The 15,915-nt window shown below is 41.0% G+C and carries 13 protein-coding genes and 3 pseudogenes; 2 read left to right on the top strand and 14 right to left on the bottom strand.

Going from position 1 to position 15,915, the window contains the following annotated elements:
* Window positions 1-13: 13 nt before the first annotated feature.
* The 4 genes from MKZ03_RS14315 to MKZ03_RS14330 all read right to left on the bottom strand — a co-directional run bounded on the left by MKZ03_RS14315 (window position 14) and on the right by MKZ03_RS14330 (window position 3,426).
* Window positions 14-487: a stress protein gene (locus MKZ03_RS14315; RefSeq protein WP_340973614.1), complete on the bottom strand. Its 474-nt coding sequence runs from the start codon at window positions 485-487 to the stop codon at window positions 14-16.
* 377 nt (window positions 488-864) lie between these two features.
* Window positions 865-1,698, bottom strand: a complete 834-nt coding sequence (locus tag MKZ03_RS14320; RefSeq protein ID WP_034660680.1) for an undecaprenyl-diphosphate phosphatase — start codon at window positions 1,696-1,698, stop codon at window positions 865-867.
* A gap of 127 nt (window positions 1,699-1,825) precedes the next feature.
* Window positions 1,826-2,968, bottom strand: coding sequence for an AI-2E family transporter (locus MKZ03_RS14325; protein WP_034659761.1), 1,143 nt, complete (start codon window positions 2,966-2,968; stop codon window positions 1,826-1,828).
* Window positions 2,969-3,033: 65 nt separating this feature from the next.
* Window positions 3,034-3,426 (bottom strand): DoxX family protein, encoded by a 393-nt coding sequence (locus tag MKZ03_RS14330; protein ID WP_095285853.1) that lies wholly within the window; start codon window positions 3,424-3,426, stop codon window positions 3,034-3,036.
* Between the two features lie 201 nt (window positions 3,427-3,627).
* Between MKZ03_RS14330 and MKZ03_RS14335 the strand changes: the two genes are divergently transcribed.
* Window positions 3,628-4,632, top strand: coding sequence for a Gfo/Idh/MocA family protein (locus MKZ03_RS14335; RefSeq protein WP_334750374.1), 1,005 nt, complete (start codon window positions 3,628-3,630; stop codon window positions 4,630-4,632).
* 61 nt (window positions 4,633-4,693) lie between these two features.
* Here MKZ03_RS14335 and MKZ03_RS14340 read toward each other — a convergent pair whose 3' ends face one another.
* From MKZ03_RS14340 to MKZ03_RS19045, 8 genes and pseudogenes are all read right to left on the bottom strand, one after another.
* On the bottom strand, window positions 4,694-5,218 hold the full coding sequence (locus MKZ03_RS14340; RefSeq protein ID WP_307500157.1) for a type 1 glutamine amidotransferase domain-containing protein: 525 nt from the start codon (window positions 5,216-5,218) through the stop codon (window positions 4,694-4,696).
* 90 nt (window positions 5,219-5,308) lie between these two features.
* Window positions 5,309-7,297: a methyl-accepting chemotaxis protein TlpB gene (gene tlpB, locus MKZ03_RS14345; RefSeq protein WP_034659765.1), complete on the bottom strand. Its 1,989-nt coding sequence runs from the start codon at window positions 7,295-7,297 to the stop codon at window positions 5,309-5,311.
* A gap of 165 nt (window positions 7,298-7,462) precedes the next feature.
* Window positions 7,463-8,410, bottom strand: a complete 948-nt coding sequence (locus MKZ03_RS19020) for a methyl-accepting chemotaxis protein (RefSeq protein ID WP_400559803.1) — start codon at window positions 8,408-8,410, stop codon at window positions 7,463-7,465.
* Window positions 8,405-9,439, bottom strand: a pseudogene (locus tag MKZ03_RS19025) (HAMP domain-containing protein); the annotation flags it as partial. The gene MKZ03_RS19020 and the pseudogene MKZ03_RS19025, both read right to left, overlap by 6 nt.
* 176 nt (window positions 9,440-9,615) lie before the next feature.
* Complete coding sequence (locus tag MKZ03_RS19030; RefSeq protein WP_370876320.1) at window positions 9,616-10,566, bottom strand: methyl-accepting chemotaxis protein; 951 nt, start codon at window positions 10,564-10,566, stop codon at window positions 9,616-9,618.
* Window positions 10,561-11,607 (bottom strand): annotated as a pseudogene (locus MKZ03_RS19035) (cache domain-containing protein); the annotation flags it as partial. The gene MKZ03_RS19030 and the pseudogene MKZ03_RS19035, both read right to left, overlap by 6 nt.
* Window positions 11,608-11,732: 125 nt before the next feature.
* Window positions 11,733-12,683: a methyl-accepting chemotaxis protein gene (locus MKZ03_RS19040; RefSeq protein ID WP_370876321.1), complete on the bottom strand. Its 951-nt coding sequence runs from the start codon at window positions 12,681-12,683 to the stop codon at window positions 11,733-11,735.
* Window positions 12,675-13,724: pseudogene (locus tag MKZ03_RS19045) on the bottom strand (cache domain-containing protein); the annotation flags it as partial. The gene MKZ03_RS19040 and the pseudogene MKZ03_RS19045, both read right to left, overlap by 9 nt.
* A 156-nt stretch (window positions 13,725-13,880) precedes the next feature.
* Here MKZ03_RS19045 and MKZ03_RS14365 point away from each other — a divergent pair.
* A complete protein-coding gene (locus MKZ03_RS14365; RefSeq protein WP_307500160.1) occupies window positions 13,881-14,621 on the top strand; it encodes a protein-glutamine gamma-glutamyltransferase in 741 nt (246 codons plus the stop codon).
* 21 nt (window positions 14,622-14,642) lie between these two features.
* Here MKZ03_RS14365 and MKZ03_RS14370 read toward each other — a convergent pair whose 3' ends face one another.
* Both MKZ03_RS14370 and MKZ03_RS14375 read right to left on the bottom strand, forming a co-directional pair.
* Window positions 14,643-14,861 carry a hypothetical protein gene (locus MKZ03_RS14370; RefSeq protein WP_341032208.1) on the bottom strand — a complete coding sequence of 73 codons (219 nt, stop codon included), beginning with the start codon at window positions 14,859-14,861 and terminating at the stop codon, window positions 14,643-14,645.
* Window positions 14,862-14,877: 16 nt separating this feature from the next.
* Window positions 14,878-15,909, bottom strand: a complete 1,032-nt coding sequence (locus MKZ03_RS14375) for a nitronate monooxygenase (RefSeq protein WP_341032209.1) — start codon at window positions 15,907-15,909, stop codon at window positions 14,878-14,880.
* Window positions 15,910-15,915 lie beyond the last annotated feature (6 nt).

Raw genomic sequence — 15,915 nt, forward strand, 5'->3', positions numbered from 1 at the left:
TTTGGCAATAAGATTAGAATCTTTTATGGAAATCGACAGTGCCGCTTCCTTCCTCACGGTCAAAGCTGCCAACAAATGTCCAGTTAATATAGCCGCCGTCACCATTGTTGACGAACGTACCATCTTCAAATACCCAAATACCAAACGTAATACCATCATATTCAACACTATCATAGTAGACAACATTGTTCAGTCCGCTAAAGTCATGATCTTGGCTTAAGTTTTGGACAACTACGTTATAGTTTTGACCTGCTTCATAGAAGGCACTGTACGCCGCATTTTTTACAAATCCATCACGATTTTGAGATGATTTTACTGCTTGTTCAATTTTATCGGCAATGGCTACTGGATCAATAGAGACACTTCCATCAACACCTGTTGTCGTCGCAGCTTCAGCCGTTTGACCAAAAGTCGTAAGAGATAGAGGGGCAGCAACCATTGACGTAGCAATCATAGAACTAACAACAAATTTGCTTGTTTTGCTCATTATTTCTAACTCCTCCTTTAATTGGTATGTTTATGTACTACCCCTTCCTCTGTCTCTTAAACACTAAATTATGAAAAAATTTCTTTTTCTACCAATTAAGAGGGTGATTTTACTGTTTAAAAGAGCTGAAACAACAAAAAGACTACTCTTTTATAAGAGTAGTTTCAGATTGTTGACAAAGGGCTAAAATGATCTTTATTTTAGCCCTTTGTCTTCTTTTCAGCTCAGCGTGTTTGAAAACCTTTGCAGTCTAGGAAGGACGAGCACCGGAGCGGAGCGAATTTGACATTCGTGAGCACCGGCGCGCAGAACTGACAACGAATGCGAAGGTTTGTCTACACGCTGAAACTACTCTTTTATAAGAGTAGTTTACAGCATTACATGAACAGGATAAATAAAATTACACCTAGGATAATTCGGTATATCGCAAAAGGCACAAGTTTGATTTTATTGATCAGTTTTAGGAAGAATCGAACAACAAAGAGAGCCACAACAAATGCACTCACAAAGCCGACGATAAAGAATGGCAGCATGTCTGTTGTTAAATATTCGGCATTTTTCACAAGTGTTAAGAAGCTTGCGCCTGCCATAATCGGCATCGCCATGATAAATGTAAAGTCAGCTGCAGCACGGTGATTCAAACCAAGAATAACCCCGCCTGCGATCGTCGAACCTGAGCGAGAGAAGCCTGGCCATAATGCCAAACATTGAAACAGTCCGATATAAAGCGCCTGTTTGTATGTCATGTTATCGACAGAGCTTGTTTCTGTTTTACGTTTATTGATCCAGTCAGCAACAAGCATCAGCACTGCGCCTAAAATCAAACCGACAGCGACTGTTCTCACGTCAAACAAGTATTTATCAATATAGTCTTCAAATAAGAATCCTAAAATGACGGCTGGGACGAGTCCTACTGCAATTTGAGCAATGGTCAGCTTATGCCCGCTGCGCTTTTGTTCTTCGGTGATATTTTTCTTTAAGCCTAACAAGTTCAAAATACGATCCTTGAACACAATCATGACAGCTAAAATAGAACCTAACTGAATCACGACTTTAAATGTGTTTGCCGCCTCTGGCGTAATGATTTCCTTTGATTTTAACCATAGATCATCGACTATGATCATGTGACCTGTAGATGAGACAGGTGCATACTCTGTTAATCCTTCGACAATTCCTAAAACCAGTGCCACGAATAAATCCCATAGATTCATGATTTTCTTTCCTTTCAATTCTGATCTTTTGAACAGGCCAACCATCTATGTCCACATAAAGACAAGCTTTCTTCATCGAAAGCTCGTCTTTATGATACTATATTTTTTTCAAAAAAAGATTATGACATTAAACCTTTTCTTCTTTGTACAAATTGGATCGCATTTTGAACCAATCAAACAAGTGGGTCGTGATGACCTTCAGGACGGCATATGTTGGAATCGCGACAATGATGCCGACTACGCTGAACAATTTACCTGCTGTTAATAGAACAAAAATAATCGTGATCGGATGGATATGAAGGTTTTTCCCCATGACCTGAGGTGAAATAAATTTCCCTTCAATGAGCTGAACCACTGTCCAGACAATGATGAGTTTTAAAAGCATCACTGGTGATGTCACAAGCGCAATCACAATCGCTGGTGTAATCGCAATCGTTGGACCAAGGTAAGGCACCACACTTGTACATGCCGCAATGATCGCCAGCAGCAACGCATAGTCAAGTCCAATAATCAGATAACCGATTAAAAGAAGAACACCAATACAGAAGCTGACAATGATCTGTCCGAGAATATAAGAGCTCAGGCGATGGTTCATTTCGTGAAGCACGATATGTGTATGATCTCTAAACTTATTCGGAATAAATTTCAGGAAATAGTCAGGTAATTTTTTACCGTCTTTTAATAAATAAAACAGAATGAACGGAACGGTCACGATCGAAATGATGATTTCGGTGAGCGCCCCTAAAAATGTCCCTACACCGGTAAAGGTGCTTTCCAAAATCTTCGTCGCTTGACTTGACGCTTTACTCACTAATTCAGAGACGTTAAAATTCATCGCTTTCTGCGCTTGATTAATAAAGTTGCTTCCCGTTAGTTGGCGAATCTGTTCTTCTACCGTATCAACATATTTCGGAAGGTTATGAAACAGACTCATCGTTTGTGCTTGTAAAAAAGGAATAATAGACACAATGGTCACTGTAATGATACCAATAATGACAATATATAAAAGCAAAATTGAAAAGATCCGTTTGACTCTAAACCTCTCTAACAAGTTGACAATCGGATTTAATAAATAATACACGACCCCCGTTAAAATAATCGGTAAGGCTATGGTTTTGACGAGTACAATGAGCGGTGTGAAAATAAAAGATGTTTTCATGAAAACAAGGATATTCAATCCGATTAATAGCAGGACGAGTAAAAAGAGAACAAACTTGTTATCAAGAAAAAATTTTCTAAATCGACTGCTCCACATTTGCATAGAATTCATATCGTTCCTCCAAACTCGGGCTATTTTATTAATAAATTGTACACTATCTGATCATGATATGGTGGTCATTGTTTCAGCTTTTTTTCCCATTTCGCAATGGACATCGCCCATATAATGAGAATCGGCTGTCCAATAAGCCTTATCCATAGCAAGGCCTGATCTGTGCTTTTTTGACCTGGAAATGGAATTCCCTCTCGTGCAGCAAATAAGTTTGCAGGGAAAATGAGTACAAGATAGACAGCCATGATTTTTGCTGCTGCAATCCTGACATTTGGCAAAAGCAGCAAGACAGCCAGCAGCCATTCAAGGCATGCAGTCGCATAGACTATCACATATGGAAATGGCCAGCCTGGCATCATACGGGCAAAGCCGCTCGGCTCTATCACATGAAAAATACCGGCTGCTATGAATAAAAGCGCAAAGACGTATGTACTTCCTATATGCAGGGTGCGCTTCATGTTCGTTTCCTCCTCTCCCTTCTATCAGAGTATTACCCGAATGAAGGAAGAAACTACCCACTTTTCGTACATTTATATCCTTTATGTAAGACGCATCAGCCTATATAAAGGTTTCATCCGCTCTTCAATAAAAAGAATGTTCTTTCATACAAACGCTTTCAAAGGATGTATAATCAGAGAAAAGCAGAAGGAGGGAATGACATGATTCGATTTGCTGTCATCGGAACGAACTGGATTACAGATCGATTCTTACAGGCCGGTGAAGGAGCAGCTGATTTTACATGTACAGCCGTCTATTCACGGTCCGCTGAAAAAGGCCAGGCATTTGCCGAAAAATACGGGATTGATACAGTTTTTACGAACTTACATCAAATGGCGGAAAGTGATGCGTTTGATGCCGTGTATATTGCAAGTCCAAATGCCCTTCATAAGGAGCAGGCCATGTTGATGATGGAGCACCAAAAGCACGTTTTATGCGAAAAACCATTCGCCTCTCACCGAAAAGAAGTGGAAGAGATGATTGCTGCAGCGAAAAAACATCATGTGTGTTTAATGGAAGCGATGAAAACGACATTTCTGCCAAACTTCCTGCAAATCAAACAGCATCTTGATCAGCTCGGGCCCATTCGGCAAGTGGTCGCTCATTACTGTAAATATTCCTCAAGATACGATGCTTACCGAAATGGCGAGATTCCAAATGCTTTTAAGCCTGAATTATCGAATGGTTCTTTAATGGATATCGGTGTGTATCTTGTCTACCCGGCGATCTATTTATTTGGTCTGCCGAATCAAATCACCGCGAGAGGCTATAAGCTTTCTTCTGGTGTAGATGGGAGCGGCTCTGTCCTTTTACAATATGACGGGCATCAAGCACTCCTTTTCCATTCTAAAATTTCAACGTCTCATTTATCTGCGGAAATTCAAGGAGAGGACGCCACGATGGTGATTGATCAATTCCACCGTCCTTCGCGTATCACGATCCACGATCGTCAAGGACATCAAACCGATATCTCTCTCAAAGATGATCAGCCAGCCATGTATTATGAAATCTGTCATTTTATTGAGTGTATTCAGCAAGGAATGGGTCAGTCTCCAGTCAATACATTTGCCTTATCTGTTCAAACCATGTCCGTCATGGACGAGGCGAGAAGACAAATGGGTGTGATGTATCCTGCCGACAGACAAAATGAATGGGGCATGAAATGATAAACAAAGGGCGAACATGATGTGTCTGTTCGCCCTTTGTTTTTTGTTTCGGATCCTTTGTTTATGTTGCCGTTAACACATCCGCAAATGCTTTCACATATGGAGGGAGATCCGGCGGACGTCTGCTCGAGACGAGGTGGCCATCTGTGACGACTGCTTCATCAAACCAGTCCGCTCCAGCATTTGTCATATCATCTTTAATACCAGGTGTACTTGTTACTTTTTTGCCTTGCAGGATTCCTGCTGAAATCAGCACCCAGCCAGCGTGGCAAATTTGCCCGATTGGTTTTGCCTTTGCATCAAATGAACGAACAATGTTTAACACTTCTGGATAACGGCGCAGTTTATCTGGTGCCCATCCACCAGGGACAAGCACAGCATCATATTCATCCGCTTGAATGGAATAAAAATCTGCATCAGATACAGCCGGCACACCGTATTTTCCGATGTACTCATGATTTGCTTTTTCTCCTACAAGATGCACAGTTGCCCCTTCTTCTCTTAAACGCAGAACCGGATACCATAGCTCTAAATCTTCAAAATCATCACTGACAAACGCAATGATCTTCTTATCTGATAAACGCATAACATCTCTCCTATTCTTTCGATTTCCTCTATTGTACGAGATGACCTCTTAAAAAGAAAAGCGGTTCCCCTTGAGGAGAACCACTTGATCTTATTCGCTGATCTTGAATTTTTTAATTAAATCACGTAATTCTTCCGCCATTTGGGAAAGAGTCGTAGATGAAGAACTAATCTCTTCCATAGAAGCAAGCTGTTCTTCAGCAGATGCGGCGATATCTTGGATGCTTGCTGAACTCTCTCGTGATACATCTGCAATTTCATTCACCGCTTTAGAAATTTGCTCTGATCCTTTTGAAAGCTCGCGTACTGTTGTATTCATTTCATTGATTCTTGTTGCGATTTCCGCTGTTTGCAGATTAATTTGTGAGAAGCTTTCTTTCGTTTGATCTGTAATGGAAAGACCATTCTTCACTTCTTCATTCACTGATTTGAACATATTTTGAGATGTTTCGATTTCAGATACGATTTCTTTCACAAGCTTTTCAATCTCTTTTGCTGAATCCGATGATTGAACTGCAAGTTTACGCACTTCTTCTGCGACAACAGAGAAGCCTCTGCCTGACTCACCTGCACGTGCTGCTTCAATGGCAGCATTGAGTGCAAGTAAATTCGTTTGATCCGCAATGCCGTTAATCACGCCTAGGATGTTTGTGATATCTTTTGATTTATGCTCCAGCCCGTTGATCACCCCTTCAGCTTCTTTCACTGAATGGTCGATCGTCTTCATTTGGCCAACGGTTTGCTCCACAAGCTGTCCGCCTGATTCCGCAACTGTTTTTGATTGAATAGATGACGCTGTGATGACATCAGACGTTTTTGCGACTTCGTTCAATCCTTCGTTCATTTGTTTTAAATGAGACGCACTTTGTTCCACCATTTCGCTTTGATTTTCGTTGCCATTTGAGAATGATTCAATAGATGATGTAATATGTTCAGTTGCTTTTGTTGTTTGACCTGCGCTTGCCGTCAGTTCTTCAGATGAAGAAGCCACGTTTTCTACAGATGTTTGTACAGCTTGAATGACATCTCTTAATGACTCACTCATTTCATTAAAGCTTGTGCCTAGCTGTCCAATTTCATCTTTTGACCGGACATCAATTTTTTCTGTTAAATCTCCCTCACTGATCTTCCTTGAGGAAGAGACAAGTATAGAAAGTGGTTTTGTAATGGAACGGATGATCAAGAAGATCAGAATCCCGCCAATGATGAGCGCGCCTGCTAAAATGATAGCGGCCATGTTAAAGACTGGCTGTGCAGCTTCTTCTACTTCCGTCACAAACATCGTACCGACAATTTTCCAGCCAGTCGCTTTGTTTGTGGTGAACTCCATTTGCTTTTCTTTTCCTTCAAACATATAACTCATAGAACCTTCATCTTGTGAATAAAGCTTTTCTAGCCATTCACCAGATAATTTGGATCCAGCTTTTTTCGTTGGATGGGCAACAAAGGTACGATCCGGACTTCCGATAAAGGCATAGCCTTGTTTCCCAATGTTTATGCTATTTGACTCTTTTACTAGATTCGCAATGTCTAGGTTCATTGCAATGACTCCTGATCCGTCCTCTAACTTTTTAGAGATTGTGACCACAAGCGTACCGGTTGAAGCCGTTGGATACGGTGCTGAAACAGACAGCTCCCCGTTTTTCGCCCAGCCGTCTTTATACCAATCCCGCTCCGTTGCGACATAGTCAGCAGGCATTTTTTTATTAGGATATCTTGAAAACACTTTGCCATCACTTGAAGCGACAAAAATGCCTTCTGTGTCATCATTCATACTCATGAACTGCTCAAAGCGCCCTTGAATATCTGTCGTGCCTTTTTGCTTAAGCTTTTTCTCCGTGATCCATTTGCTAAAGAAATCGGCTGCGTCTGTTTTCACTTTCACAACCTTCGTAATATTTTTATCTAGCTGCTCTACGTTCTCCTTGGCGCTTTGCATGATTTGATCATTTAAAGAGGTGCTCGCCGTATGATATGAAGAGAATGCCAATACAATGATTGGGCATAAGAGAATAAATAAGAAAGAGAATACGAGCTTTTTTGAAATAGATGGCTTCCTGAAATACTGTATGAATTTCATAAAAAAGAAAACTCCTTTTAGTAAGATAGTATATATATCGGAAGTACTACTAGGTTGTTTACTTTTTTAATTTATTAAAGTCTAAATAAGTCCAAAACACCCAAATTATATGCATCGAATGGAAAAACACCTGACGTCAAAACGTCAGGTGCTTCCCTATATCTCTTACATTTTAAATTGTTTAATGAGCTCTCTTAGCTCTTCTGCCATCTGAGATAACGTGGCAGAGGATGAGCTGATCTCTTCCATAGATGCCAGCTGTTCTTCTGCGGATGCTGCGATATCTTGGAAGCCTGCGGAACTTTCTCTTGAAAGCTCTTTGATTTGATTCACCGCATGTGAAATATCATTTGAGCCATGCGAGAGTTCTTTGGCGGTTCCGTTCATTTGTTTCATTTGTTCTGTCATTTCTGATGTTTTATCGGTGATTTTCTCAAAGCTGACTTTCGTTTCATCTGTAATGTTTAATCCAGCTTGTACTTCACCTGCTACTTGTTTAAACATTTTCTGTGACTTTTCAATTTCCTCCACAATCTCGTTCGTCAGGCTTTCAATTTCCTTTGAAGAGCTTACTGATTGCTCTGCCAGCTTACGAACTTCTTCTGCAACAACAGAGAAACCTCTGCCTGCTTCTCCTGCCCGAGCGGCTTCTATCGCAGCATTTAAAGCAAGGAGATTGGTCTGGTCAGCAATGCCGTTAATGACACCCAGAATGTTAGTAATATCCTTTGATTTCTGCTCTAAGCCTTGAATAACAAGCTCTGCTTCTTTCACTGCCTGCTCGATGGTTTGCATTTGACCTGCTGTTTTTTGAACGAGTTCTCCACCAGCCTGAGCCGTTTTGCTCGAATCAATCGACGATTCCATCATATGTGAGGTCGTATCGACCATATGGGATAAGCTGCGATCCATTTCGTTCAACTGGACTGAGCTTTTTTCGATCATATCATTTTGGTGTTCAGTGCTGTTTGAGAACTGTTCAATAGACGTTGTGATATGCTCAGTCGCTTGGGTGGTCTGTCCTGCACTTGCTGTTAATTCTTCAGAAGAGGCGGCCACATTTTCAATGGAATTCTGAACAGCTTGAATGACGTGTTTCAGCTTTGCTGACATCTCGTTAAAGCTCTGCGCAAGCTTCCCGATTTCATCGTGCGTACGAACTTCAATATGCTGGGTCAGATCACCCTGACTGATTTTCTCAGCCGATTCAGAGAGCTCTATCAGTGGCTTTCGAATCGATTTAATAATAAAATAAATCGCGATTCCGCCTATGGCCATCGCAGCTGCCAGTATGATCATTGTTAAGTCGAGAACTGGCTGTGCAGCTTCTTTGACTTCGCCCGTATACATTGTTCCAGCAAGCTTCCAGCCTGTTGCTTCATTTGTGTCAAAAAACATTTGCTTCGGCTGTCCATTGTATTCATATTTGAAGCTGCCTTGTTTTTTATCATACAATTTCGAGATGAAATCACCTGTCAATTTCGCCCCAGGCTTGTCTGTTTTATGGGCAATATAATGCTGATCTGCAGTCGCGACAAACGCATAGCCTTCTTTGCCAATTTTGATGCTGTTTGTATCTTTCACGATCGTGTTCAAGCGCACATTGATCCCAATCACACCAGAACCATCTGCTAATTGTTCTGATATTGTGATGAGCAGGTCATCTGATGACTTGTCGACAAAAGGATCTGAAATGATGAGTTTCTCATCTCCCATCGATTGTTGAAACCACGATTCGTTTTTTGCGCTCGAGGCACTACCTTTGTGAATCTTGGAATATTCGGTTAGTTTACCATTTTGATCTGCAATGAATACTTCCACCACATCTTCATCTGTTTCCGATAATTGCTCTAATTTTACCTTGAGTAAATCCTTGTTTTTAGAAGCCAATTCACTCTTTTTCACCGATTTGGCTAAATAGGAAACGATATCAATTTTAGGCTGTACATCTTTATTAATGAGTTCGTTTAATTGCTGAACACCATTTGCAGCACTAGACATAATCTCATCATTGAGAGACTTTGAGGCCACTTCATAAGAAAATGCTGCCAATACGAGAATTGGCACTAGGAGAATCGCTAAGAATGCAGTAATTAATTTCTTCGACATTGTAAAGTGCTTAAAAAAGTTGATTTTTTTCATGACTCTACTCCTTTTGAATTATGATTTGTGGTCTTTCCCTTCTATTCTTAGGTAATACGAATTATTTTTCAAGACTCAATGTTCTTAAATTAATCAAAACGAGTAAATTAACCTATTTCTTTTGATTTATTTAATGAAAAAAGAGCCCTCTAGCTGAAGGGCTCTTTTCATTATGTCTATTCGACTTTAAATTTGCTGATCAAATCACGCAATTCTTCTGCCATTGATGAGAGCGTAGCAGAGGATGAGCTGATTTCTTCCATTGATGCCAGCTGTTCTTCCGCTGAAGCCGCAATGTCTTGAATGTTTGCGGAGCTTTCACGTGAGACGTCTGCAATCTCACGGACAGCCTCTGACACATGGGCAGAGCCATTTGAAAGCTGGATAACCGTTTGATTCATCGTTTGAAGCTGGTCAGAAATTTCTTTTGTCATTTCGAAAATATTATGGAAGCTGGCTCTTGTTTGTTCAGTGAAGCTTAAGCCTGATTGAACTTCTCGATTCACCGCAGTGAATACTTCCTGTGATACATCGATGTCTTGAACGATCTCTTTAATCAAATTCTCGATTTCTTTCGCCGAATTGGCTGATTGAACAGCCAGTTTTCTTACTTCTTCTGCTACAACAGAGAAGCCTCTGCCAGATTCCCCAGCTCTTGCTGCTTCGATTGCTGCATTTAGCGCAAGTAAATTCGTTTGGTCAGCGATTCCATTGATGACACCTAGAATTTGTGTAATGTCTTTTGATTTACTTTCAAGAGCGCTGATGACATTCTCTGCTTTTTTCACGGATTGATCAATGACATTCATTTGAGAAGCGGTTTTTTCCACAAGCTGTCCGCCTTCCCCTGCGATATCTGTTGATTTGATCGATGAAGCAGTAATGGATTCAGCCGACTCATTCATGTGCTGAAGTCCTCGGTTCATTTCCTCTAACTCGTCTGAGCTGGATTCGACTTTGTCATTTTGACTTTCATTTCCATTGGAGAATTGTTCAATGGCTAGTGTAATATGCTCTGTTGCTTTACTTGTTTGCCCTGCGCTGGCGGTCAGTTCTTCTGATGAAGAAGCGACATTTTCGACTGAGGTTTGAACGGCACCAATGAGGGTTCTTAATGAGTCAATCATTGTATTAAAGCCTTTCCCAACTTGTCCAATTTCGTCATCTGATTGGATCTCAAGCTTATCGCGCAAATCACCTTCGCTGACTTTTTTCGAGAAGCGGGCAAGGTTGGATAATCTTTTAGATATAGAGCGGACGATAAAGAAGATAAGGGTACCTGCTACGATAAGTGTCACACTGAACACAATAATGGCTGTATTGAAAACGGGCTTTGCTGCATCTTCTACTTCTGATACGAGCATCGTTCCACCGATTTTCCAGCCGGTTAATTCATTGGTCACATACGCAACCTTTTTATCTATTCCTTTGAGTGTGTAGCTGCCGTTTCCTTCTTTGTTTTTAAAAATAATATTCGCCAGATTCTCATTTACCTGACTTCCTGGCTTTTGGGTCGGATCTGCTAAAACTGTTTTATCTCTCTCCATGATGAAGGCATAGCCTTTTTGCCCAATTTTGATTTCTTTTAACTTTTGAAGCAGGGTGTCAATTTCCATATCAAGTCCAATAACACCTGAACCATCTTTCATTTTTTGAGTAATGGTGATGACCATTTTGCCTGTAGATGCTGCTACATATGGTTTTGTGATGACTTGTTTGCCGTTTTCTGCATTGAGTGCCTCTTGATACCATGGACGCTCTCTTGGATCGTAGCCATCAGGCATCTTTTGAACAGGATATTGCATAAACAATCCCTTTTCGGAGCCTGCATAGATAGCAGAAACATCTTTTTCATTAATTTTTCCAAATTGCTGCAATTCTTTAATGGTCGCATTTCTATTTTTTTCTTGGAGATTAGACGCTTTGAGTGAGTCTGTAAACAGGGTCACAGCATCTGCTTTGTTTCCTATATTCTCATTGATTAAGGTATCAAATGCATTGACTTGACTCATCGCACTGCCCATAATCTGTTTGTCTAGCTCTGTCTTTGATGTAAAAAATGCACTAATTGTCAGTGCAGTGGTTGGCAGGATAAGGACTACCAAAAAGGCAATAATTAATTTTTTTGAAATGGATGGTTTTTTTAACCATTGGATCATTTTCCCCATTTTCTCTTTCCCCCTTTACTTCTCTAAAGTTATTATCGGATGAAAGGTTTATTTTTACAGGCTGAAAACGATGTTTAAACATAAAAAAAATACCCAGACAATTCTGGGTATTTTTTCATCATTTTTTAATCAATTTTAAATTGACTTGTGAGCTCTTTTAGTTCCTCTGCCATGTTAGCAAGTGTCACAGAAGAAGATGAGATTTCTTCCATAGATGCAAGCTGCTCTTCAGCAGAAGCCGCAATGTCCTGAATGTTTGCCGCACTTTCTCTAGAGACTTGGCGCATCTCCTGCATAGCTTGTGAGACAAGCTTTGAACCGCTCGATAGATCAATCGCTGTATCGTTTAATTGAGTCAGTTTTTTCGACATTCCTTCTGCCGCCTCATAAATGTTCTGGAAGCTTTCTTTTGCTTCTTCTGTCATACCGAGTCCTGCATGTACTTCTCGATTGACCGTTTTGAACATATCTTGAGATTTAGCAATTTCTAACACAATTTCTTGAATGAGCTTTTCAATTTCTTTCGCTGAATCTGCGGATTGGACAGCTAGTTTTCTCACTTCTTCTGCAACGACGGAGAAGCCGCGTCCTGATTCACCTGCTCTTGCTGCTTCGATGGCTGCATTTAGCGCAAGTAAATTCGTTTGATCTGCAATGCCGTTAATAACATTTAAAATGCTCGTAATATCTTTAGACTTGTATTCTAATTGTTTCATGACTTGTTCTGCTTCTTGTACAGATGTATCAATATGTTTCATTTGGCTCGCTGTGCTTTCAACAATTCGGCCACCTTGACCAGCCGCCTCTGTCGATTGAAGTGAGACAGCAGCCACTTCTGATGACGTATGTGACATGTCTTGTAATCCTTCATTCATTGCCACAAGCTGATTCGTACTAGATTCGACTTTCTCGTTTTGTGCTTCATTTCCATTTGAAAATTGTTCAATCGACATCGTGATATGCTCGGTTGCTTGACTTGTTTGGCTGGCACTTGCCGTCAGCTCCTCGGAAGCGGAAGCCACATTGTCGACAGATTGCTGTACCGCTCGAATGACGTCACGGAGGGATTCACTCATTTTGCTAAAGCTTCTTGTCAGCTCTCCTATTTCATCCTTCGATTTGGTTTCAAGGGTTTCGGTTAAATCCCCTTCACTCACTTTGTTTGAGAAATCAACAAGCTTTCGAAGTCCAATTGTGATGGATCGAACGATAAAGAAGATCGCAACGCCGCCAAGGATAAATGAAGAAATTAAAAGAATAATGGCAGAATTCCAAACTGGCTGTGCTGCTTCTTCTGTTTCTGATACAAACATCGTTCCAGCAATTTTCCAACCTGTTAAATCATTTGTCACAAAAACAAGACGCTTTTGTTCTCCTTTATTCTCATAAGTTGACGTTCCTTCTTTTCCGCTGTAAAGGATAGATGAAATATTTTCAGTGACCTTAGATCCTGACTTTTCTTCTGGATGAGCCACAATTTGTTTATTTTTATTCGCAATAATTGGATATCCTTGTCGTCCAATTTTAATCTCTTTTATTTTATCGACAATGTCTTGCACATCAATGTCAATTCCGATCGCTCCCGACCCGTCCTTCAGACGCTGGGCAATCGTGACAACCATGCCGTTTGTTGTGGCAGAGATGTATGGATTAGTAACAACTGGATTACCACTCTCATCCTGCATAGCTAGTTGATACCAATCGCGTGTTGTTGGATCATAGCCTTTTGGCATGTCTACTTTAGGAAACTGAATGAAATCACGCTTTTTACTTGCTGCATAAAAGCCAACCACATCATCTTCATTGATTTTACTGTATATCTCGAAATGCTCATACAGCTTGTCCTGGTTGTTCTTCTTAAAGTCTGCAGCAGTAGATGTTTCAGTAAAGAGTTTTACTGCGTTTTCCTTATTCATAAGCTTTTGCTGAATCATGTCATTCAGTTCATTGACTCTTGTGTTTGCTCCGTACATGATTTCATGATCTAATTCTTCTTTGGCAATCTGATATGAAATCGTACTGAGTGTAATAATTGGCAAGACAAGAACGAGCGTGAATGAAATAATCAGTCTCTTAGAAATCGATGGTTTTTTCAACCATTTTATTGCATTTTTCATATTTTTCCTCCTTTTAAACGATATGTTATATATCGGACATCTTCATATTATTTTCATGTTTTTCAAATAAAAAGGATGCCTTTTTGTTTATTTTCACAAATTGATTCCTTGCCCAAGCATCCTGCATACGCTAATACAAAAGGGGGCGCTTTTCATATGATTATTCTTTCAGGACAGCCAGTGACAAATGAGCAGCTGGCTTCATTTCAGCTAGAGGGACAAAAGCGGATCATTTTGATGCAGTTACAAGCCTCAAATGATACGTTCCGCTACAGGCAAGCATCTGATTTGTTATTTGAGGTCACATTGAGATCGAACATTATGAATGCTGCAAGAGATTTGCATAAAAGTGGTGCCTCATTTGCCATCTTCCAAAAATCTCGTGCAAATGATGCCTTTTGGCGTGTATCGGAAGCAGGAGCACTAGAGCTGCGCTATCAAGTGGAACCATCTAGAGGAATTAAAGACATTTTTGAAAATGGCTCACAATATGCATTTGAATGTGCCACAGCCATTGTGATCGTATTTTATATGGGGGTCTTGCAAACGGTAGGAGAGGAGAAGTTTAACCGAAGGCTTCGCAGCTTAACCCTGTATGACTGGCATTATGATACATTGTCGATTTATACAGAACGCGGGAATGACTTTATCTATGGGGATTGCTTATATTTTGAAAATCCAGAGTTTAGCTATCAGCAGTCACAGTGGCGCGGGGAAAATGTGATTTACTTAGGAGAAGATCAATATTACGGACATGGACTTGGGATTTTAACAGCGGCAGAAATTATCGACAAATTGAATAAGAGAAGGCGGCCAGGTGCTGTTCAATCTGCTTATCTATTGCCGCAGACCACCCGGATGGATGTGATTTATCTCAGGCAAATGTTTGGCAGCTAAAAAAAGCCTCTTGTCTATTGGTTATGACAAGGGGCTTTTATATGCCTTGCGTTTACGATAATCTTGCAGCGTGCCAAGCATCGTGTTCGCAAGGATCTCCATTTTTTCTAAGTCTTTTCTTGTGACCGGCGGATCGTGCCGGCTCCATTTTACGTAACGAACAAAATAGTAATGACGAATGGGCGTAAGGACGGCAGAAGAGTGCGGAAATTCATCAAACCAACATGTCCATCCTTTCACACCACCCAACATGATTTTATATGTGCGTCAGTTCATGCATGATCTCCTCAACGGTTAAAATCGAGTGAATACGGCTAACGCCCTGTCCTGCCCAAAGAGCCATTTGATCAGGGTTTCCTGCAGCCGCGGCTGCTTTTCGCATCGGTGTCGTCCATACATGCTGAACCGGATAAGGAAGAACCCTATCTTCATTCTGTCTTTCTTCCTCCATCCACTGATTCACAATTCCTCTTGCTCTTTTCCCAGAAAAAAGCTTCGTGATCTTTGTTTCACTGCTTTCTGCCTGTAAAATCGCCTTTTTGTATACGTCTGCCGCAGCACTTTCCTGGCTGGCTAAAAATCGTGTGCCGATTTGAACCGCATCCGCTCCAAGCGCTAGAGCGGCTTTCACACCTGCTCGTTCTGTGATCCCGCCTGCGGCGATCAATGGCACATGACAGAGCGGCTTGACGTCAGAGATCAGACTAAAGAGTCCCACCAGGGCATCTCCTTTTGCAGGTAAAAAGGTACCTCGGTGACCCCCTGCTTCACTTCCTTGCAGAACAATGGCATCCATCCCTTTTTCCTCTAAAAGCAGTGCTTCCTCTTTTGTTGTGGCGGTTCCAATTAAAAAGATCCCCTTTTGTTTTAAGCGATGAATCGTTTGTTCATTTGGACAAGCGAAGGTAAAGGAAACGACCGGTACGTCTTCTTCCTGAATAATGTTGATTTTCTGTTCAAAATCATCCCACAATTCCTCTTCGCTCGGCAGCCTATCAGCTGCTGGACATGCAGGCAGTCTCTTCTCCCAAAATGCCACATCCTCTTGTTTGACTTCAGGAATTGGCTCTGGTACAAATACATTGACCTGAAACAGGCGAGTTGTCAGCTGTTTGACCTGTCTGATCTGCTGCCTCAAATTGTCAGGCTGCACATATCCACTTGCCAAACTGCCAAGTCCCCCGTACTGTGAAACAGCGGCTGCCAGCTGCGATGTCACGGCTCCTCCTGCCATTGGCGCTTGAATAATTCCATATTTGATTTGCAGTAATTTCGTGATATCTCCCATTTATTT

This window comes from Bacillus sp. FSL R5-0431 (assembly GCF_038002985.1).
In the GTDB taxonomy this organism is placed as follows: domain Bacteria; phylum Bacillota; class Bacilli; order Bacillales; family Bacillaceae; genus Bacillus.